At 66.9% G+C, this 19,203-nt stretch carries 22 protein-coding genes; 12 read left to right on the top strand and 10 right to left on the bottom strand.

Annotation, left to right across the window (positions count from 1 at the left end; genetic code table 11):
• Positions 1-3: 3 nt before the first annotated feature.
• Positions 4-288 carry a type B 50S ribosomal protein L31 gene (locus AB0N05_RS02880; RefSeq protein ID WP_364686769.1) on the top strand — a complete coding sequence of 95 codons (285 nt, stop codon included), beginning with the start codon at positions 4-6 and terminating at the stop codon, positions 286-288.
• A 1-nt stretch (position 289) separates the two neighbouring features.
• Positions 290-463 carry a 50S ribosomal protein L32 gene (gene rpmF, locus AB0N05_RS02875; protein ID WP_364686766.1) on the top strand — a complete coding sequence of 58 codons (174 nt, stop codon included), beginning with the start codon at positions 290-292 and terminating at the stop codon, positions 461-463.
• Positions 464-674: 211 nt separating this feature from the next.
• Here rpmF and AB0N05_RS02870 read toward each other — a convergent pair whose 3' ends face one another.
• Positions 675-1,709: a DUF1906 domain-containing protein gene (locus tag AB0N05_RS02870; RefSeq protein ID WP_364686763.1), complete on the bottom strand. Its 1,035-nt coding sequence runs from the start codon at positions 1,707-1,709 to the stop codon at positions 675-677.
• Positions 1,710-1,925: 216 nt separating this feature from the next.
• On the opposite strand from AB0N05_RS02870, the gene AB0N05_RS02865 reads away from it, so the two are divergent.
• Entirely contained in the window at positions 1,926-2,747 is an 822-nt protein-coding gene (locus AB0N05_RS02865) for a VOC family protein (protein ID WP_364686760.1), read from the top strand.
• A 69-nt stretch (positions 2,748-2,816) separates the two neighbouring features.
• Here the strand turns inward: AB0N05_RS02865 and AB0N05_RS02860 are convergent, their stop codons facing one another.
• The 5 genes from AB0N05_RS02860 to AB0N05_RS02840 all read right to left on the bottom strand — a co-directional run bounded on the left by AB0N05_RS02860 (position 2,817) and on the right by AB0N05_RS02840 (position 8,142).
• On the bottom strand, positions 2,817-3,650 hold the full coding sequence (locus AB0N05_RS02860; RefSeq protein WP_364686757.1) for a hypothetical protein: 834 nt from the start codon (positions 3,648-3,650) through the stop codon (positions 2,817-2,819).
• 54 nt (positions 3,651-3,704) lie between these two features.
• On the bottom strand, positions 3,705-4,280 hold the full coding sequence (locus AB0N05_RS02855) for an ATP/GTP-binding protein (protein WP_364687451.1): 576 nt from the start codon (positions 4,278-4,280) through the stop codon (positions 3,705-3,707).
• A gap of 172 nt (positions 4,281-4,452) precedes the next feature.
• Entirely contained in the window at positions 4,453-4,827 is a 375-nt protein-coding gene (locus tag AB0N05_RS02850; protein WP_364686754.1) for a DUF742 domain-containing protein, read from the bottom strand.
• Between the two features lie 10 nt (positions 4,828-4,837).
• On the bottom strand, positions 4,838-5,242 hold the full coding sequence (locus tag AB0N05_RS02845; RefSeq protein WP_364686751.1) for a roadblock/LC7 domain-containing protein: 405 nt from the start codon (positions 5,240-5,242) through the stop codon (positions 4,838-4,840).
• Positions 5,239-8,142, bottom strand: coding sequence for an ATP-binding protein (locus AB0N05_RS02840; RefSeq protein ID WP_364686748.1), 2,904 nt, complete (start codon positions 8,140-8,142; stop codon positions 5,239-5,241). Before AB0N05_RS02840 ends, AB0N05_RS02845 begins: the two co-directional genes overlap by 4 nt.
• Positions 8,143-8,474: 332 nt before the next feature.
• Between AB0N05_RS02840 and AB0N05_RS02835 the strand changes: the two genes are divergently transcribed.
• The 9 genes from AB0N05_RS02835 (at position 8,475) to AB0N05_RS02795 (ending at position 16,696) form a co-directional block, all read left to right on the top strand.
• Positions 8,475-9,161, top strand: a complete 687-nt coding sequence (locus tag AB0N05_RS02835; protein WP_364686745.1) for a response regulator transcription factor — start codon at positions 8,475-8,477, stop codon at positions 9,159-9,161.
• 89 nt (positions 9,162-9,250) lie between these two features.
• A complete protein-coding gene (locus AB0N05_RS02830; RefSeq protein ID WP_364687449.1) occupies positions 9,251-10,627 on the top strand; it encodes a HAMP domain-containing sensor histidine kinase in 1,377 nt (458 codons plus the stop codon).
• 105 nt (positions 10,628-10,732) lie between these two features.
• Positions 10,733-12,418 (top strand): trypsin-like peptidase domain-containing protein, encoded by a 1,686-nt coding sequence (locus AB0N05_RS02825; protein WP_364686742.1) that lies wholly within the window; start codon positions 10,733-10,735, stop codon positions 12,416-12,418.
• Between the two features lie 116 nt (positions 12,419-12,534).
• A complete protein-coding gene (locus AB0N05_RS02820; protein WP_364687447.1) occupies positions 12,535-13,029 on the top strand; it encodes a MogA/MoaB family molybdenum cofactor biosynthesis protein in 495 nt (164 codons plus the stop codon).
• Positions 13,026-13,241 carry a hypothetical protein gene (locus AB0N05_RS02815; RefSeq protein WP_364686739.1) on the top strand — a complete coding sequence of 72 codons (216 nt, stop codon included), beginning with the start codon at positions 13,026-13,028 and terminating at the stop codon, positions 13,239-13,241. The genes AB0N05_RS02820 and AB0N05_RS02815 overlap by 4 nt, the downstream gene beginning before the upstream one ends.
• Positions 13,242-13,545: 304 nt before the next feature.
• Positions 13,546-14,223: an MspA family porin gene (locus tag AB0N05_RS02810; RefSeq protein WP_364686736.1), complete on the top strand. Its 678-nt coding sequence runs from the start codon at positions 13,546-13,548 to the stop codon at positions 14,221-14,223.
• A 61-nt stretch (positions 14,224-14,284) separates the two neighbouring features.
• A complete protein-coding gene (locus AB0N05_RS02805) occupies positions 14,285-14,962 on the top strand; it encodes an MspA family porin (protein ID WP_364686733.1) in 678 nt (225 codons plus the stop codon).
• A gap of 308 nt (positions 14,963-15,270) precedes the next feature.
• Entirely contained in the window at positions 15,271-15,951 is a 681-nt protein-coding gene (locus tag AB0N05_RS02800) for an MspA family porin (RefSeq protein ID WP_364686730.1), read from the top strand.
• A gap of 64 nt (positions 15,952-16,015) precedes the next feature.
• Positions 16,016-16,696 (top strand): MspA family porin, encoded by a 681-nt coding sequence (locus AB0N05_RS02795; RefSeq protein ID WP_364686727.1) that lies wholly within the window; start codon positions 16,016-16,018, stop codon positions 16,694-16,696.
• 115 nt (positions 16,697-16,811) lie between these two features.
• On the opposite strand, the gene mscL is transcribed toward AB0N05_RS02795, so the two are convergent.
• The 4 genes from mscL to AB0N05_RS02775 all read right to left on the bottom strand — a co-directional run bounded on the left by mscL (position 16,812) and on the right by AB0N05_RS02775 (position 19,089).
• A complete protein-coding gene (mscL, locus tag AB0N05_RS02790) occupies positions 16,812-17,207 on the bottom strand; it encodes a large conductance mechanosensitive channel protein MscL (protein WP_364686724.1) in 396 nt (131 codons plus the stop codon).
• A 143-nt stretch (positions 17,208-17,350) separates the two neighbouring features.
• Positions 17,351-18,028, bottom strand: a complete 678-nt coding sequence (locus AB0N05_RS02785; protein ID WP_364686721.1) for an SAF domain-containing protein — start codon at positions 18,026-18,028, stop codon at positions 17,351-17,353.
• An 88-nt stretch (positions 18,029-18,116) separates the two neighbouring features.
• Positions 18,117-18,431, bottom strand: a complete 315-nt coding sequence (locus tag AB0N05_RS02780) for an FmdB family zinc ribbon protein (RefSeq protein ID WP_364686718.1) — start codon at positions 18,429-18,431, stop codon at positions 18,117-18,119.
• Between the two features lie 70 nt (positions 18,432-18,501).
• Positions 18,502-19,089, bottom strand: a complete 588-nt coding sequence (locus AB0N05_RS02775) for a 5-formyltetrahydrofolate cyclo-ligase (RefSeq protein WP_364686715.1) — start codon at positions 19,087-19,089, stop codon at positions 18,502-18,504.
• Between the last annotated feature and the right edge of the window lie 114 nt (positions 19,090-19,203).

Here is a 19,203-nt window from a genome sequence, read left to right as displayed (position 1 = left end):
GAGATGAAACCAGGAATCCACCCCGATTACCATCCGGTCGTCTTCCGCGATGTGAGTACCGGAAAGCAGTTTCTGACCCGTTCCACCGCGGTCTCCGACCGCACGGTCGAATGGTCGGACGGCAATACCTATCCGCTGCTCGTCGTCGATGTGACTTCCGATTCCCATCCGTTCTGGACCGGTGCGCAGCGCTTGCTGGATACCGCGGGACGAGTGGAGAAGTTCGAACGCCGCTACGGCAAGCGGGCCCGCGGCGGCAACAATTCGGCAGCGCGAGAGGAGAACTGACATGGCGGTTCCGAAGCGGCGGATGTCGCGATCGAATACCCACAGCCGACGTTCGCAATGGAAGGCCACGCCGCCTGACCTGGTACCGGTCACGGTCGGCGGTGTGGTGCACCGGGTTCCGCGCAAACTGGTGCGCGCGGTGCGACTGGGCCTGATCGACCTGGACAAGCTCTGATCTCGCGGGCGGAATGTCGCAGGTTCGAAAAAGTCTTCTCAATGTTGTGAATTCGTGGCCTTGCGCCGGTATCCTCGTGTGTCGAGGGCGGGTTCTTCTGAATACAGAAGAACCCGCTCATCGCCACTTCTGGGGCCGTTCGGATAACGTGTCGATAGCCATTCCCTCGCGTGCAATGCAATTACGGCGGCACCGGAGATAATCCGACAAATCAGCCAATTGGACTGTCTGAGGCCGCAATCCGATCATTTGGACCGGTAACTTGTCCTGTTTGACCGGCTTTCGGCGAATGTCCGTTCGGTCCGTCGCCCCAGCCGGGCAGCGGCAGGTCCGGCAGCAGCTGTTCCAGCTTCGCCAGCTGCTCGGCCACCAGCGTCGCCGGTCCCTCGATGAGTGAGAACGGGAACGGCCAGTGGTGACCCGACAGTCGCGCCACCTCATTGGCGAGTTCGGCGTTCGTGGCCTCCAGTTCGCTGATCTCCGTGCGTAATTCGTCGATCTGGGCGAGCGCGGCGGCGAGCCCGTCCACCACGGTGCGGTGGTGTCCCTGCGTGTCGTCGCCGAGTTGCGGCCACCCCGTCAGGCCGGGGCCGCGCAACTGCGTCTGGATATCGCGCAGTATTTCGTCCTGTTCGGGCGTCAAGTCTGTTTCCTCCCGTTCCACATCCCACTGACCGAAATCGATTCGGTCGGTTTCGTTCACGTCGCATTCCACGCCGTCGACGATCACCTGCCGACCGGTCTGCAGGATGGATCGGCGCGGTTCCAGATTGCCGCCGGACCAGGCCACGGTCTGCCACGCCCAGGTCGCGACGCCCGCGTCCAGGGCTCGGCTGATCGGCCAATAGCCGCCGTAGATACCGACATTCGCGCGACCGAGCACGGTGGCCGCGCCATCCAGGTAGGCATTGATGGCCCCCTGCTGCTGCGGCGTCGCATCGAAATCGGCGGAAAAGTAGATCGGACGATCCGCGCGGCCGCCGCAGCGCAACGCCTGCGCCAGCGCGGCCCGGGCATCGGTGACGCCCGCCCCGAAGCCGTCCAGCATGCGAGCGGCGGTGGTCTCCCAGTTCGACACGATCGAAATATCGTGTGCGCGCAGGTCATCCGCCTCGGCGGGGGTGAGCAGCTTGCCGGGCAAGCTGGGCCCGCCCGCGGAGAGATAACGAACCACGAAGTCGAAACCGGCCGCCCGGATCGCGCTCGCGTCGGGTCGGCCTGCCGCGTAATCCAGCCCGAAACGCATGACTGTCACTGTAATTCGGCGGACACGCCCAGTGGGCCATATCGCGGTGGTTGACTGGTCGGCTATGAGCGAACTCGACAACTGATTCGGCGAGATCGGGGTAACTCGCCGGGTACGTCCGGAGTCGGGTCGGCTCTCAACTCAACCTCGCATGCATGCCTGTCAACGGCTCTCAGCCGGGCGCTGAAGTCGCGGGGAGGCGGGAAAGGATGACGGATGCCTGTACGCAACGAAGCTTGGCCCCCGGGCACACCGTGCTGGGTCGACTGTCAGGTCGACGATCCGGCCAAGGCCGGGGAGTTCTACGCGGAGCTGTTCGGCTGGGACGTGCAAGGCGGCGGGGAGGAGTCCGGGGGATACCTGATGGCATTGCGCGACGGTCAGGCCGTCGCCGGGATCGGACCCAAACCCGAAGCGGGCGTGCCCTCGGTGTGGACCACCTACTTCGCGGTCGCGGACGCGGATGCCACCGCCGGCAAGATCACCGCGGCGGGCGGGCGCATGCTGGTGCCGCCCTTCGATGTCATGGAATTCGGCCGCATGTTCGTGGCCGCCGATGCCGCGGGCGCACCCTTCGCGGTGTGGGAGGCGCGGGCGCACAATGGCGCGGCCGTCCACAACGAGCATGGCGCGTACATCTGGAACGACCTGCACACCGGCGATTTCGCGGCCGCCAAGCAGTTCTACGCCGAGGTGTTCGGCTTCAGCTTCAGCGAACTCGACAGCGAAACCCTGCGCTACGCCTCCTTCACCCCGCCGGGCCTGGCCGACGCGGTCGGCGGCATCAGCGACGACAGCGTGAACGGTGAGGTGCCCGAGCGGCCGTACTGGCTGGCCTGGTTCCAATTCGACGGCATCGACGAGGGCCTCACCCGCGCCGGGGAATTGGGCGCGACCGTGCTCATGCCCGCCGAGGACGGACCGTTCGGCCGGATGGCGATCCTGGCCGCGCCACAGGGTGAGCTGTTCGCCCTGCTCGACCCCGGTAAGGCGCTGCCCGGCCCCGCCGCGAAACAGGTCGACCCGAGTACGAACTAGCGTCACGACGCGGTTCGGGCCGAGTCGCCTGCGCGACCCGGCCCGAGAAGAGCTGTGCTTATGGCGTTTTCAGCGCACCGATTGCACCGGGCGCGTGCCCTGCTGCGCCGCCGCGTTCTGCGAGGCGACGGCCAGTGAGGCGCTGTGCGCGGCTTCGGGATTCGTGATGGCCGGGGCCATGCGCGCCTCGCGACGGTCCGGAGCCACCAGGATGGCGGTGATCGGAATGGCCAGCGACAGCGAGCCGATCACGAAGAACGGCACGAAGAAGTCGAACAGCATCTGCCCCTTCGCCGTGGGCGCGGACGGATCGAGGTGGACCTCGACTCCGGTCAGCCCGGCGTAGTGCATGCCGACCACCATGACCGCGTACGCGATCGACCCGGCCAGCAGCACCGGCACCGATCGCGCGGTCAGGCTGAACCACAGTGTCAGCGCCGAGAGCACCAGAGCGATCACATACACCGCGACGATCGACACCGCACTGCGATCGGTGCTGCCCTGCACCCGGATTCCGGCCAGCAGCAGCAGATGGACGGACCCGATGCCGCCCGCCATGACGAGCGCGCCGACGGCCAGCCGGATCCAGTTCACCTTGCTACCGGCGATCAGCAGCGCCGCCATCACGGTCAGCCCGGACAGCGCCGAGAACAGGGTGGTCATGGTGGTGTCGTAGTGCAGCTGGCCGTTCTTCGCCTCGAACCCGAGCATCGAGATGAACACCGGCATGGCCACGCCGACACCGCCGATGGAGGCCGCCGCGACGAACACCCAGACCAGCCGGAACCGGGCGGTCACCGACTTGGTCGACTGCCGGATACAGGCGAGCCCGCAGGCCGCGCCCGACGCCGACACGATCAGCGCCAGACCGATGACCCAGTAGCCCATCGAGAAGTAGATCACCCAGAACCCCTGCCTTCGTAAACCGCACTCTTGTGGATCGGCCGTGCCGAATCGCTAGGTGCGGCGCGCCGTTTCGCGCTGCGCCGTCATCAGCCGTTCGATCGCGTATTCGGTGACCGCCGCCAGCGCCCGCCGTACCTCGATCGGATCACGGGCGTCGATGTCCACGATCGGCACCCCCTCGCGGACGCTGAGCGCCTCGCGGAGTTCCGCCACCGGGAAGCGCGGGGCGTCCGGGAAGCGGTTGACCGCGACCAGGAACGGCAGCGATTTGGCCTCGAAGAAGTCCACGGCCGCGAAGCTGTCCTCGATGCGGCGGGTGTCCACCAGCACCACCGCGCCGATGGCGCCCTTGATGAGGTCGTCCCACATGAACCAGAACCGTCGCTGCCCGGGCGTGCCGAACAGGTACAGCACCATATTGCCGGGCAGGATGATGCGGCCGAAATCCATGGCCACGGTGGTGGTTTCCTTGCCGGGCGTGGCGGCGAGATCGTCGACCCCGTCCGACATGCCGGTCACCATGGCCTCGGTGCGCAGCGGCACGATCTCGGTGACCGCGCCGACGAAGGTGGTCTTGCCCGCGCCGAAGCCGCCCGCCACCACGATCTTTGTCGAGGCGACCCGGATCTCTTCGCCCGGGCGGGGCGGATACTGCGGTGCGGCGCCTTGCGGGGGACCTCCCGGCCCCTGCACGGCTCCACCCGGATTCGGCTGTGTCAGGCCCTGATTCGGATACTGCGGGCCCTGGTACCGAGCGCCGCCATTCGGATACTGCGGCGCACCGCTGTAGCCTCCGCCGTCAAAGGGCGCGGAGTCCATGCAGGGTCCTCTCCATCAAGGAACGGCGCTCGTCGAGGGTCGCCTGGTCGCTAAGAGTCGAATGCACGCGCAGGGTTCCGGCGACGACGAGATCACCGATGACGACCCGGATCATGCCCAGCGGCCGCTGCATGTGGGCCGCGATCTCCGCGACCGACAAACGGGCCGTACCCATCCGCAGGATCTCGGTGCGGATGTCACCGGCGGGCCAGTCGAAATGGGCGGTGTAGGACAGGGTCTCGACGACGGCCTCGAGCGGCAGTTCGACTGCCGGTTCGGTGCGGCCGGACGTCAGCGCGTAGGGACGGACACGGGTCGGTGGCCGGTTGCCGGATCCACCGTTCGGAATGGTCATCGGCGGCTCATCAGGCAGTGCGGGCGGTGGCCTGGACCACGGACCCGACCCGGTCGACCAGTAGCGCCATCTCGTACCCGATGCGGCCGATGTCGTGCTGCTTATTGGCCAGCACCGCCAGGTGCGAACCATTGCCGACGGTCATGACCAGCAGGTAGCCGCGCTGCATCTCCACGATGGACTGCATCACCTTGCCGCCCTCGAAGAGCTGGGCGGCACCCGTGGCCAGGCTCGCCAGACCGGCCGTCACCGCTGCCAGCTGCTCACCCCGATCAGCCGGCAGATGCGGGCTGGTGGCCTGCAACAGCCCGTCGGCGGAGACCAGGACGGCGTGCGAGACGCCCGGCACCTCCCGGGTGAATCGAGTGACCAACCAGTTCAGGTTCTCATTCGTGGTGCTCTGGGTGTCGGTCATTCATGCCCTCCGTCGTTGTACTGGGAGTCGGCTCGCCCGGAGCGAACGCCGCTGAGGTGCCTGGTCAGGCTGTTGCGGATCTCGTCAGGATTTCGGGCGGCGTCCTCGTCGTTCTGCACCACCGCGCCGGGCACGAGTTGTGCGCCCGGTCGTCGGATCGGCAGCCCACCCTGGGTGCGGTCATTGGTGTCCGGATTGGCGGCCTCCGCGGCGGCGGCCCAGCCCGCATCCGAGGAGGAAGACCAGGCCGCACCGGACTGATCGGTGCCGGCGGCCGGCTCAACCAGCCACTCCGAGACCATCCGCTGATAGATCGGAGTCGGTGCCTCGCCGACCGGACGCAGCCCGGTCTGCGTGGCGGCCGGACGCTGCGCGGCGGGCGCGGCCGCAACGGGATTGCCACCGTTCCAGGCATTGCCATTGGCGCCGTTGCCACTGCCGTTGCCGCTGTTGTTACTACCGTTGCCGCTGTCGTTATTGCCGCCGAAGGAGCGGCTCGGTGCGGCGTCATTGCCGAAGCTGGTGTATCCGCCGGTATTGCCGTTGTCACCGGCATTGCCGTAGCCATACCCGCCGGTGCCATTGCCGCCGTTACCCATTGGTGCGGCGGGTTCGGGCTCCGGTTCCGCATTGCCGCCGTCGCCCCAGAAGTCGACCTGCGGCTGTGCCTGCGGCGCGGCCGGTTCCGGTCGCTGCGGGGTGAGGCCGTAGGCGCTCGCATCGCCGGGTTCGGCGAAGGCGTCGGTGAATCCGTCGGAGAAGCGATCGACCGGCTGCTCCTCGCCGAATCCGGAGATCACCGGCTGCTCACCGGTGTCCATGCCCGGCGTCCTGCGCTGCGGCAGTCCGGAACTGGTGACGCCGAAGCGCCCGGTGTTCGGACCATTGGCCGGTTCCGGCGGGTTCGGCACCGGTGTGAGCCGCGGCGGCGCGATGACCGGCTGCGGCGCCGAGATCGGCGACTGCGGAATTCCCGCGGCATTCGGCGCGACCGGCAGTGCGGCCGTCACCGGGAACTGCCCGGTCGGATCGCCGCTGCGCTCGGGTGCGGGCGAGACCAGCGTGCCCGGTAGGTGCACGCTGGCGGTGATGCCGGGCTGCTGCACCATGGCCGAGGTGCGGCGCAGGCTGACCGTGATGTGGTGCCGGTGCGCCAGGCGGCCGACGACGAAAAGACCCATGCGGCGGGCGGTCTCGACATTGACCTCACCACCGGAGGCGAGCCGGTCGTTGATGGATTGCAGGTCTTCGGCATTCATGCCCAGACCGCGGTCGGTGATCTCGATGAGATAGCCGCCGTCCACCGCGCGCGCCACCGAGACCGCCACCGGAGTGGAGGGCGGTGAGTAGCGCAGTGCGTTGTCGATCAGTTCGGCCAGCAGGTGTTCGATATCGACCGCGGGCTCACCGGCGACGATGCCGTCGGGCACGGTGCCGATCTCGACGCGCTGGTAGTCCTCCACCTGCGAGACCGAGGACCACAGCATGTCGGACAGCGGCACCGGGGCGAGATGGCCACGGCGCAATGCGGTTCCGGCCAGCACCAGCAGGTTGTCGCCGTTTCGGCGCATGCGGGTGGCGAGGTGGTCGAGGCGGAACAGGCTCTGCAGGCGTTCGGAGTCGTCCTCGTCGCGTTCCAGCTCCTCGATCAGCGTCAGCTGCTGCTCGACGAGCGATTGGCTACGGCGGGAAAGGGTCTCGAACATATTGCCGATCTGCAGGCGCAGACGCGCCTGGTCGGCGGCGAGGTGCAGCGCCTGCGCGTGGATATCGTCGACGGCTCGGGCGAGCTGTCCGATCTCCTCGGTGGTGTGCACATCGACCGGCGTGATCTCGGGGGTGACGCCACCGGCGCGCACCACCTCGAGTTCCTGCGGCAGGTCGATGTGCGCGACCTGCAAGGCATCCCGTCGCAGGCGGCGGACCGGGACGACCAGCGAGCGGGCCACCACGAGGGCGATGGCCAGACCGGCCAGCAGCATGCCGATAACGATCGAGGTATCGCGGAGAACGTTATTGCGCGCCTCGGTGGTCAGCCCGGCCAGCTGGGTGTCCATGTTCGACGCGACGTCGGTGATCTGCTTGCGATAGCCGTCGGCGCTGGCGCGCAGCGAATCCTGCATGACCGGAAGCACGCCCGGGTCGGGCACGTTCTGCATGAGGATGCCGATGCGGGCCGAGGCGGCGTCCTTGAGCGCGTCGGCGCTGGTCGCCTGGGTCGGGAGCAGACCGCGGAACACCTCGATCATGGTGAGCTCGGCGCCGATGGTGGTCAGCAGCTTGGTGTGCAGGGCGGGGTTCTTGCCGCCGTCCGGCACCGCCAGCATGATGCGTTCCTGGGTGAGGATGCGGCTCGCGGTCAGGGCCGAACCGAATTGCAGGAACGGCTGCTGCACGCGCAGATCCGATACCGAGGACGAATAGGCGAGCGCGCCCTGAACCTGGGTCGAGACCGCTTCGGCTTGATCGCCGAGGGTCTGCGGATTGCTGGAGCGCAGATTATTGCGCATGGTCCGAGCCGACGCGATGGCCTGCGTCATCTCCTTGCTGATGGCCGGTTCCACATTGGAAACGCGCAACTGGGTTTCCAGCACGGTCGCGGCCTGATCGAACTTCGCGGCGGCGGCGTCGAGCGCCGGGTCGGCGTCCTGACTGCCCCAACCGGCGATCGCGGTGATCGCGAGTTCGTCCGTGGTGGATATGAAATTCACTGTTGGCCTGAATACTTCGGCCTGTTCGGTGGCCGCACCGAGCTTCGAGATGATCTGCAACTCAGAGTTGATTCGCAGAACCGCGAAGGTCGCGGCAAGGAGTACCGGCAGCACGAGCACGATGCCGACCTTGCGGGTTACGGGCCAGTTGGACAGGCTGAATTGCCAAGACCGAGGGGCAGCTTCCATCCCGCTTCCGTCGCCTCCGCTTTCAAGAAGTGACCCCCGGGTCTTATGCGGTTGTACGGCTTTGGGGCAGATACCCGCGCGGAACCAACTAGAGGTCTTTTTGTACGGCCTGCAACATACCGCGTGGGCTGAGTAACGGCAATTCGGACAACTCGCTGTATGAGACTCCGAATGCTGCCTTGCCACAACATCTTTCGAATAGGAATAGGTGCGCGGTCGATGACCCTTCACGTACTTTTCGTGAAACGTGCAGGTCACCCGCCCAGGATGCCCGGCGTGTCGAAGGCACCCTTCTCAGTCACCTCTCAGTCGCTGTGGGCAGACTGGAGGCCATGCGCATTCTGGTAGTCGACGACGACCGGGCGGTTCGTGAATCGCTACGTCGCTCGCTGACCTTCAACGGGTACACCGTGGAACTCGCCGTCGACGGTCTGGATGCCCTCGAGAAGACCGCCAGCCAGCGACCCGACGCCCTCGTGCTCGATGTGATGATGCCCCGCCTGGACGGCCTCGAGGTATGCCGCCGCCTCCGCAGCACCGGCGACGATCTGCCGATTCTGGTACTCACCGCACGGGATTCGGTATCCGAGCGGGTGGCCGGTCTGGACGCCGGTGCCGACGACTACCTGCCCAAGCCCTTCGCGCTCGAGGAGCTGCTGGCCCGGCTGCGCGCGCTGCTGCGCCGCACCACCTCCGACGCCTCCGAATCCTCGGAGACCATGACCTTCGCCGATCTCTCACTGGACCCGGTCACCCGGGAAGTGCTGCGCGGCGAACGCCAGATCAGCCTCACCCGCACCGAGTTCTCGCTGCTGGAAATGCTGATGGCCAATCCGCGCCGGGTGCTGACCCGCAGCCGCATTCTGGAGGAGGTGTGGGGCTACGACTTTCCCACCTCCGGCAATGCGCTCGAGGTCTACATCGGATACCTGCGCCGCAAGACCGAGGCCGAGGGTGAGCTGCGGCTCATCCACACCGTGCGCGGCGTCGGTTATGTGCTGCGCGAGACGCCGCCGTAGGGGCCGGGTAAGTGGGTAGGACAGTTCCCCGGCGGCCCGTGGTCGCCGGCCTCTCGCAACGGACCGAGCAGGTCGAGCTCCGGCCGCCCATGCCGCTCACCCGCTCGGTGTCGCTGCGCTGGCGGGTCACGCTGCTGGCCGCCTCGGTGGTGGCCGTGGCGGTCGCCTTCACCTCCATCGCCGCCTATGCGATGGTGGCGCGTTCGCTGTACGCGGATGTGGATTCGCAACTGCGCGCGCGGGCTTCGCTGATGATCGACAATAACTTCGACAGCCTCGGCTTCCAGTCGATCGTGCTGGCCGGGTTGTACTCCAATGACGTCGGCGTGGCGTTGATCTTCCCGGACCTGTCGCCCTACGTGCCGCCGCAGACCACCAATCCGCCGGTGGGCAAGCAGGAGTTGGAGGTGGCGCGCGGGGAGATCGGCTTCTCGCTGCACACCGCAGACAACCAGCGGGTGCTGGCCCGGCGCACCCATTCCGGTTCCACCCTGGTGGTTTCGCAGCGGCTGCAGCCCACCCGCGAAGTACTGGACCGGCTGGCCTGGCTGCTGTTCGTGGTCGGCGGCTGTGGGGTCATGCTGGCCGCCGCCGCGGGAACCGCCGTGGGCCGCACCGGTTTGCGGCCCATCGCCCGGCTCACCGCGGCCACCGAACGCGTCGCCCGCACCGACGACCTGACCCCCATCCCGGTGACCGGCGACGACGAACTCGCCCGGCTCACCGAGAGTTTCAACACCATGCTGCGCGCCCTCACCGAATCCCGGGAGCGGCAGCGGCGATTGGTCTCGGACGCGGGCCATGAACTCAAGACCCCGCTCACCTCGCTGCGCACCAATATGGAATTGCTGATCGCCTCCTCGCGGCCGGGCGCACCGCGCATTCCCGACGAGGACATGGCCGAACTGCGCACCGATGTGATGGCGCAGATCGAGGAATTGTCCACGCTGGTCGGCGATCTGGTGGACCTGGCGCGCGAGGACGCACCGGACACGATCTACGAGCAGATCGATATCGGGGAGGTGGTCGAGCGTGCCCTGGAGCGGGCACGCCGACGCCGCACCGGCGTCGAATTCGAGGCCCAATTGCGGCCCTGGTTCGTCTACGGCCATGAGGCCGGGCTGGAACGCGCCATGCTCAATGTCCTCGACAATGCGGCCAAATGGAGTCCGTCCGGGGACAAGGTGTTCGTCTCCATGCGCGAGAACGGGCGCGGTCTGCTGGAGTTCACCGTCGACGATGCCGGGCCCGGCATCCCGCCCGCAGAACGCGAGCTGGTGTTCGAGCGCTTCTACCGGACCACCGCCTCGCGCTCCATGCCCGGCTCCGGCCTCGGCCTGGCCATCGTGAAGCAGGTGGTGACCAAGCACGGCGGCACCATCAGCATCGACACCTCCGAGCGCGGCGGGGCGCTGATCCGTATCGTTCTGCCTGGAGAAGGCGCACCGCCCATCGCGGAGACATGAGGACCGCGGGAGCAAAAAAGCTCGGGGAAAAGCAAGCACGGTCTCAGTCCACTCTCAGTCGTCACCGCCAGGCTTGGCCAAGAGACTCGAGGAGAAAACGAGAACATGACCGAGGATTCGAAGGACCGGGGCACCGAACCCGAAGCCACCACCGGAGCAGGCACTCCTGCCGGGTCCACCGCGCAGCCTGAGACCGGCGCCGCCGCGGCCGTCCAGCCGTCCAGCCCGCTCCAGCCGGATGCTCCGGCGGCCCCGCGGACTCCGGCCGCCCAGGGCGACACCGCGCTGCCCGCCCAGGGCGAAGCCTCGCTGCCGTCGCGCGCCGTGACTCAGCCGGAGTCGCCCAATGTCACCGCCGAGGCCGCGCAGCCGTTCGACGGTTTCGCCAATGCGGCTGGACAACAGCCACACCCGGCCGAGAACCACGGCTGGGCGCGACCTCAGCCCCACGGTGCGGTCCCGGCCGGTTACTCGGGCGGGCCTGCCACCGAACAGCTTCCGGCGGGCACCGCGCAGTTCCCCACCGGCACAGGACAGTTCCCGCCGTACGGCCAGGCGTATTCGGCGTCGGGGGCCGGGTACGCCCAGGGCGGGCATCAGCCGACCGAGCCGATCTTCGGTGGTCCCGGCGGCCCGGGTCAGCCGGGCGGGCCGGACCTCGCGTACTCCGGTGCGCCCGCGCCGAAGCGGCCGGTCCGCACCGGTCTGATCGCGGGCGCGGTGGCGCTGGCGCTGGTGAGCGGCGGCATCGGCGGCACGGTCGGTGCGCTGGCCACCCGCTCCGACAATGGCAGCTCGGTCACCAATGCGCTCAATGCCCCCGTTCAGGGCAAGACGGTCGCCAACGCGCCGGAGGGTTCGGTGCAGGCGGTGGCGCAGAAGGTGCTGCCGAGCGTGGTCATGATCCAGGTCGCGGGCAGTAAGGCCGAGGGCGAGGGCTCCGGCGTGGTGCTGTCCTCGGACGGCCTGATCCTCACCAATAATCACGTGGCCAATGGCGCGGGACCGAACGCGAAGATGCAGGTGGCCTTCAGTGACGGCTCGACCGCCTCGGCCACCCTGATCGGCGCGGACCCGGTCTCGGATATCGCGGTCATCAAGGTCGCCGGCAAGTCCGGCCTGACCCCGATCGACCTCGGTTCGTCCGCGAACCTTCAGGTCGGCGAGTCGGTGGTCGCGGTCGGTTCGCCGCTCGGCCTGGCCGGCACGGTCACCACCGGCATCGTCTCCTCGCTCAACCGCCCGGTGTCGACCAGTGGTGAGTCGGGTTCACAGGGCGCGGTGATCTCCGCGATCCAGACCGACGCGGCCATCAATCCGGGTAATTCCGGTGGCGCGCTGGTGGATATGAGCGGCAAGCTGATCGGCATCAATACCGCCATCGCCACCCTCGGCACCCAGGAGGCCGCGGGCTCGCAGAGCGGTTCCATCGGCCTCGGGTTCGCCATTCCGGTGGATCAGGCGCGCCGGGTGGCCGATCAGCTGATCAAGAACGGCAAGGCCACCTACGCCCAGATCGGCGTGAAGGTTCGCGCCCAGGACGACGTGAACGGCGCGCGAGTGCTGGAGGTGACCCCGGACGGTCCGGCCGCCAAGGCGGGCATTCCGAACAATGCGATTGTCACGAAACTCGATGACCAGGTCGTGGATTCGGGCAATGCGCTGATCGCCGCGGTGCGCTCGCACCAGCCCGGCGACAAGGTCAAGCTGACCTACACCGACGAGCAGGGCAAGAACGCAAAGACTGTCGAGGTCACCCTCGGCGAGGCAGCAGCGGAGGGCGGCCGATGATGCAGGTGCCAATTATCAAGCAGCAGGAAAGTACCCGCGAGCCGGTACCCGCGATCCGCGTCACGTCCGACGGGGGCTGGGAGCTGTTGTCGGACAATGGCGCTACGGTGAGCACCATGGAAATCGATGCCGCTGTGGCGGGCCGTGCTCTTGTCGTGGTCGTCGACGATCGAACCGCCCATGGCGGTCAGGATCAGCTGGGTCCGCTGGTCACCGAACTACTCACCGAGGCCGGCTTCCTGGTGGACGCGTCGGTCTCCGTCCAGGCCGATGAGGTCGAGATCCGCAATGCCCTGAACACCGCCGTGATCGGCGGCGTCGATCTGGTCATCTCGGTCGGCGGCACCGGCATGTCGCCGCGCGATGTGACGCCCGAGGCCACCGAGGACGTCCTGGACCGGGTGCTCCCCGGCATCAGCGAGGCCTTGCGGTCCTCCGGCCTGGCGTCGGGTTCCCTGGACGCGGGCCTGTCCCGCGGTCTGGCCGGTGTCTCGGGCAGCACGCTCGTGGTGAACCTGCCGGGTTCGCGCGCCGCGATCCGCGATGGCATGGCCACCCTCGGCCCGCTTGCCAGCCGGGTCATCGATGAATTGTCCGGTCTGGCGGAATGACCTCCGAGAACGACCGATCTTCCGACGAACCCCGTCCGGCCGAGCGCCGGGCGGGGTCCCGTCGTTTGACCCCGGAGGAGCGGGCCCGCCTGGCCCGCATCTTCGGTGATGAATTGCCGTCCACGACCAAGGACGAGCGCACTCCCGAACCCGATTCCGGACAGTCCGGAGACGACTGGCTTCGCTCTCAAGTCCCTCCCCATCACGGCTGAGGGCACTCATCTATTTCGGCTCAGGCCATTCACTTTTCCGGCGCGGTGACCATTCCCCGCCGTCCGAGCCCGCTTGGCGGGACTGATCACACTCATTGCGAATCATTGCCTGTTTCGCATGTGCCACCCGGTGTTGCCATCTGATTGCTGTTGTGGTTAAGGTCTCGATCAGGTCAAGAAACCTACGGGTCTATAAGGTTTGAGTAGAACGCTCGAGTTTTGCTCGAGGGGGAAATCTGTGTCGTAGCGACCTCTTTCGGCTCCGGTGGTCGGAGCCGTACGCACTAACCTGATGAGGGATCGAATGAGGGAGAACCGCACCAGCGGTCTGCGTCGCGCTGCTCGTATTGCGAGTGCCGGTGCCGCTGTGTCCGTGGCCTTTGGCCTGATGTCGACCGGCGCCGCCAATGCCGACACCTTCGTACCGTTGCCGGACGGTTCGAAGTCGAGTCCGGCGGGCGTCACCATTACCCGCAATGGCGAACACGCCACCATCTCGGCGTCCATGTCGGCCAACGGCGCAGGCCGTACCGCATGGGTTTCGGGCCGGGTCTTCGCCGATGTCGCGAACACCCCCGAAGGTACGGCCGGCCCCTGGAACGGCGCGGCCAACGGCCCCGGCACCAATAACTCCTCCACCCATGGCACCTCGCGCCTGACCACCGGCTACATCGTCGGTTGCCAGGTGAGCCTCGCCGACAACTCCATCTCGGCCGGTGTGTCCGGCGGCGTGAGTCTGTCCGGCGGCAGCCTCGGCGGTTCGATCGGCCTCAACCTGGGCCCCGGTGACGTCAAGTTCGTCGCCATCAATGGCAAGGACATCCTGAAGGCCGGTAACTACTCGGTCGAGTACCAGGACACCCCCATCGAGATCCAGGGTTGCGCGGGTTACGCCCAGGCGCGTGCGTTCACCGTCGTCGAGATCATCGGTGACAACTACTCGAAGACCACCCTCTACGGGCAGCCGTTCAGCCTCGGCTGACGTTTGGTCAACCCCAATTCATTGCTCGCGTAAGCGAATTCGACCCTAGAGGGAAAGAATCATGAACATCCGAAAGACCGTGGCGCGGGCCGCGGGTACCGGCCTCGCCGCTACCGCCGCCCTGGGCCTGTTCTCCACCGGTGCGGCCAATGCCGACACCTTCATTCCGCTACCCGGCGGCGAGATCACCCAGACCCTGTCCGACGGCACTGTGGTGACCGTTCGCCTGGTCGGCGAGTCTGCCAACATCAACCCGTCCATGGGTTCGACTCCGGTGCACCGAAATGCGTGGGCTTCCGGCAGCGCGCAGGTTCACATCTCCGGCACCAACGGCAATGTCGGCGGCAAGATCGTGCCCGGCTATGTCGTCGGCTGCCAGGTCAACATCTCCGGCGGCGGCGCGAATGGCGGTGCCACCTACGGTGTGGATACGCAGGGTGCGGTCAAGCCTGACGCCACCGGTGCCACCAGCGGCGCGAACCTCACGCTCGGCCCCGGCCAGTCCAAGGCGTTCTACGTCCTGGATCAGGAAGCCGCCGATGACTTCGGCAGCGAAGCGCACTACGCCCGCAACAAGTTCAAGGGTTCGGACGGCTCGGTCACTTGGGCCGACGAAACCATCGGCCTGACCGGTTGTGGCGGCTACGCCCAGGCTCGGGCTTTCGTCACCGTTCAGGTCGAAACCGACAATGTGATGAGCAACGTGACCCTGTGGGGACAGCCCTTCAGCCTCGGCTGACAGCTTCCACTCAGCGGAACCCGAAGGGGCCCGGCGCGATTAGCGCCGGGCCCCTTTTGCTATCGATAGCATTCTCGACTTACCAGCGGTTTGTTGTTCGGAGAGAACGATCCCGTTTGCTCTCGCCTCATAGATCACACTTGTGATGTAAAGTGCCCCACGTCGCTACACATTAAGAAATTGTTAGCAGTAACACAGCGGCAACAATGTGGCGACACACTTACCTGGGCCTCGGAGAGCTTGCTTGACAAGGCCCATTTCAGCTCCGGTGGTCGGGGCTGACAGCAAGAAACCTGATGAGGGGAAGTATGAGCGAGAACCGTACCCACGGTCTGCGTCGCGGTGCCCGTTTTGCGGGCGTCGGCGCCGCCGCGGCTGTGGCCATCGGCCTTTTTTCCACTGGTGCCGCGAATGCCGATACCTTCGTACCGTTGCCGGACGGTCAGAAGGCTGCTCCGAGTGGAACCGTAACTATCACTCGCACTGGCGAACACGCGCTGATCTCGTCGTCCATGGCGGCGAATGGTGCGGGTCGTGTCGTGTGGGTCAGCGGCAATGCCGTTGCCGATATCACCGAAACTCCGGAAGGCACTGCGGGCCCGAACAATGGCGCCGCCAACGGCCGCGGCTCCAACAACTCGTCCACCCATGGCACCTCGCAGCTGAACACGGGCTACATCATCGGCTGCCAGATCTCCATCGGTGAGGACGCCATCTCCGCCGGTATCTCCGGCGGCGTCTCGCTGAGCAGCGCGTCGATCGGCGGATCCCTGGGCGTCAACCTCGGCCCGGGCGAGGTCAAGTTCGTTCAGATCGACAGCAAGGACATCACGAAGGCGGGTGTCTACTCGGTCGAGTACCAGGACGCCGAGATCCAGATCCAGGGTTGCGCGGGCTACGCCCAGGCGCGTGCGTACACGGTCGTCGAGGTCATTGGCGATCACTACTCGAAGACCACTCTGTACGGCCAGCCGTTCAGCATCGGCTGATAGTGGTCCGACTCGCCAAATCGTTTCTCGCGCAAGCGAACTCAACCCTGAGGGAAAAACTGAAATGAACATCCGTAAGACCGTGGCGCGGGTGGCCGGTGTCGGTGCAGTCGCTACTGCCGCCCTTGGCCTGCTCTCCACCGGCGCCGCCAACGCCGATACCTTCGTGCCGCTGCCGGGCGGCGAAATCTCCAAGACCCTGTCCGATGGCACCGTGGTGACCATCAAGCTCGTGGGCGAATCCGCCAACATCAGCCCGTCGATGGGTGCCACCCCCGTGCACCGCAACGCCTGGGTGTCCGCGTCCGCGCAGGTCTCGATCTCCGGTGACACCACTGCCACCGGCGGCAAGATCTTCCCGGGTTACGTGGTCGGCTGCCAGGTCACCATCGATGGCGGCGGCGCCAGCGGTGGCGTCACCGGCGGTGCCGAGTGGGACAGCTCCGGCAACGGCAAGCCGACGGCCAGTGCCACCGGTGGCGGCAACCTGACCCTCGGCCCCGGCCAGGCGAAGTCGTTCTACGTCCTCGACCTGGAAATGGCCGATGACTTCGGCAACGAGGTCCACAAGGTCCGCAACAAGTTCACGGGCAACAGCGGCTCGGTCACTTGGGCGGACGAGACCATCGGCCTCAACGGCTGTGGCGGTTACGCCCAGGCGCGCTCCTTCGTGAGCGTCGAGGTCGAGACCGACAATGTGGTCTCCTGGGTCACCCTGTGGGGCCAGCCCTTCAGCCTCGGCTGATAGGTCACGCACCGTAAGACCAACGGGCCCGGCGCTTTTCGTGCCGGGCCCGTTTGCATTCGCGGCTTCAGTGTTGGGCGGCTTCAGCGTTGGGCGGCTTCAGCGTTGGGCGGCTTCAGCTTTCGTGCTTGCCGCCGCCGGTGCGCTCGGCGAGCAGGTCCCGGATCTGGTGCAGGAGTTCGTTATCCGTGGCGCCGTCCGCGGTGGTCCAGCGGGTCATGGCCCGCTTGGCCGGTGCGACCACGACGACGTACAGCAGCGTGGCGATGATGAGGAAGTCGAGCAGGGCGGTGATGATCGGGCCGACGGCTATGTAGGTCGCCGGTTTGTCGGCGACCAGCTGGAAGCCGAGGCCCAGTTCATTGCTGCCGCCGAACACGGCCAGCAGGGGATTGATCACGCCATTGCTGAAGGCGGTGACGACGGCCACGAATGCGGTGCCCATGACGACGGCCACTGCCAGATCGATGACGTTCCCGCGAAGCAGAAAATCCTTGAAACCCTTGAGCATTGCCGAAATCTCCTCTGCGTAAAGACGTGCGCGAGCACGCCGGATAGCGAGTGTCGGACGGCTGGTCCGGGTGGATCTGTGAAGTTGTCCTCGTCCTGGGGATGGTAGTTCACACCGCCCTTCAGGTGTGGAACCCTGGCGGCTCAGTGGAACACGACGGTGAGCGCGGTGCGCAGGGAAGCGGCCGCGATGGCGGTGGCTCGCCGGGAATCCAGCGCCACCAGCACCACTCGCTCGCCCTTCTCGTGGGGTCCCGCGGAACCCGACACCAGCACCACGGCGGCGTCGGAGGCGAGCAGTCGCGCGGGACGGCCGCCCGATTCCTCCCCGGCCACCACGTCGACTCGATCGCCCGCACGCAGAATGTCGGCAACGGCATTGTCCGCCAAGCGAATCGGCACGATCCGCGCATCGGGCGCACCGGCCGCGACGGTGGCCAATCGCGGGCTGATCACCCGTAATTCGGTGAGAATCTCACCCGCGGCAACCCCGCCGGTCAGTGTGGCTCCGCGCAGCGGATCGCCGTCCCTGATCGCCCCGGCGGGCAGTGTGGCGGTCTCCCGGGGTGAGGTCAGCACGTCGTCGGCCGCCAGCACATGCCCGGGTGGCAGGTCTCGCGCGGCCACCAGCACCCCGGTATGCCGATCGGACGGATTGCCGCGCACCGCCGAGACCGCGGCGATCACCAGCAATAGCGCGGCCACGGCCCGGCGCAGCAATACGGCGTCCGCCCATGCCGGGCGTAACCGGGTAATGAATTCGATGCGGGAGCCATTCCCCAGCTCGGCTTCCCCGCCGTCAGTGCCGCGCATTCGAATCATGCATGCAGCCTATGACCGCACGACGGTCAGCCGGCCTCGAAAAAGGCCCGCTGTGGATAAACAAATGCGATGTGGATATCGCCTGTTTTCAGGCGGCGGAAGTGCTGGAGCTGCTGCTCGTGCTGGAGGCGGTGGAAGAAGAACTCGCCGGGGCGCTGGGAGCGGTGCTCGAGGAGCTGCTCTCGGAAGCGGACGAGGACTTGGCCGGCTCGGACGAGGTGGTCCCATTGCGGCTGTCGGTGCGGTAGAAGCCGCTGCCCTTGAAGACGATGCCGACCGAATTGAACAGCTTGCGCAGCTTGCCGTTGCAGCGATCGCAGACTGTCAGCGTGTCATCGGAGAAGGACTGCACGATGTCGAACTTGTTGTCGCACTCGGTGCAGGCATACGAGTAAGTAGGCATCGGGATCCTCCACGGTCATCGTTCGGTTTAGCACTCTACAGCCGACAGTGCCAACACTGCCAATCGGGTGTCAATTCCCGGCTTGTTCTTCCAGCTTCCGCAATCCGCCCGCCGGTGTCAGCGCCCACCCCATTCGATGGTCGTGCGCCTCCTCCGGCAAATGGTCCACGAGTTCATCGTCGCGTACGACCGCGACCAACCGGGCATCGGCCCGGCAGGCGCTCAAACTCCGGTCGTAATAACCCGCTCCGCGCCCCAATCGCACGCCGCGCCGGTCCACCGCCAAGGCCGGAACCAGAATCACCTCGGCGTCGGCGAGGGCGTCCGGCAGTGCGGGCCCGTCCGGCTCGCGCAGCCCGAACCGCCCGCGCCGCAAGCCCTCCGGGCCCACGTACTCGGCCCACTCCAGCGGCCCCGGCTCCCCGGTCACCGGGAGCAACACCCGCGCGCCGTTAGAGCGCAGCGCGTCCAGCATGGCGAGCGATCCGGGCTCGCCGCCCACCGGCACGTATCCGCACACCACCTTCGCGTCGATGGTTGCCGCGGCCGCCGCCAGCGCGGTTGCCTCCCGTTCGCGCACCTCGGCGGGCACGGCCTTGCGACGCGCGAGGATCTCCTCGCGCCACGCCCGCTTATCCCGCTGACCACCGTCGACCACGTCCCCACGATATTCGGTGCGCGCCCGGTTCCGGCCATGACCCTCGTCGCGTCCCGCCATCTTGCTGTGGCGCTGCACACGGTTTGCGGGGGAGTGAAGTGGATATGTCGTGAT

Source organism: Nocardia sp. NPDC051030 (genome assembly GCF_040683015.1).
Taxonomy (GTDB): Bacteria; Actinomycetota; Actinomycetes; order Mycobacteriales; family Mycobacteriaceae; genus Nocardia.
This window is presented reverse-complemented; position numbering and strand designations above follow the sequence as displayed.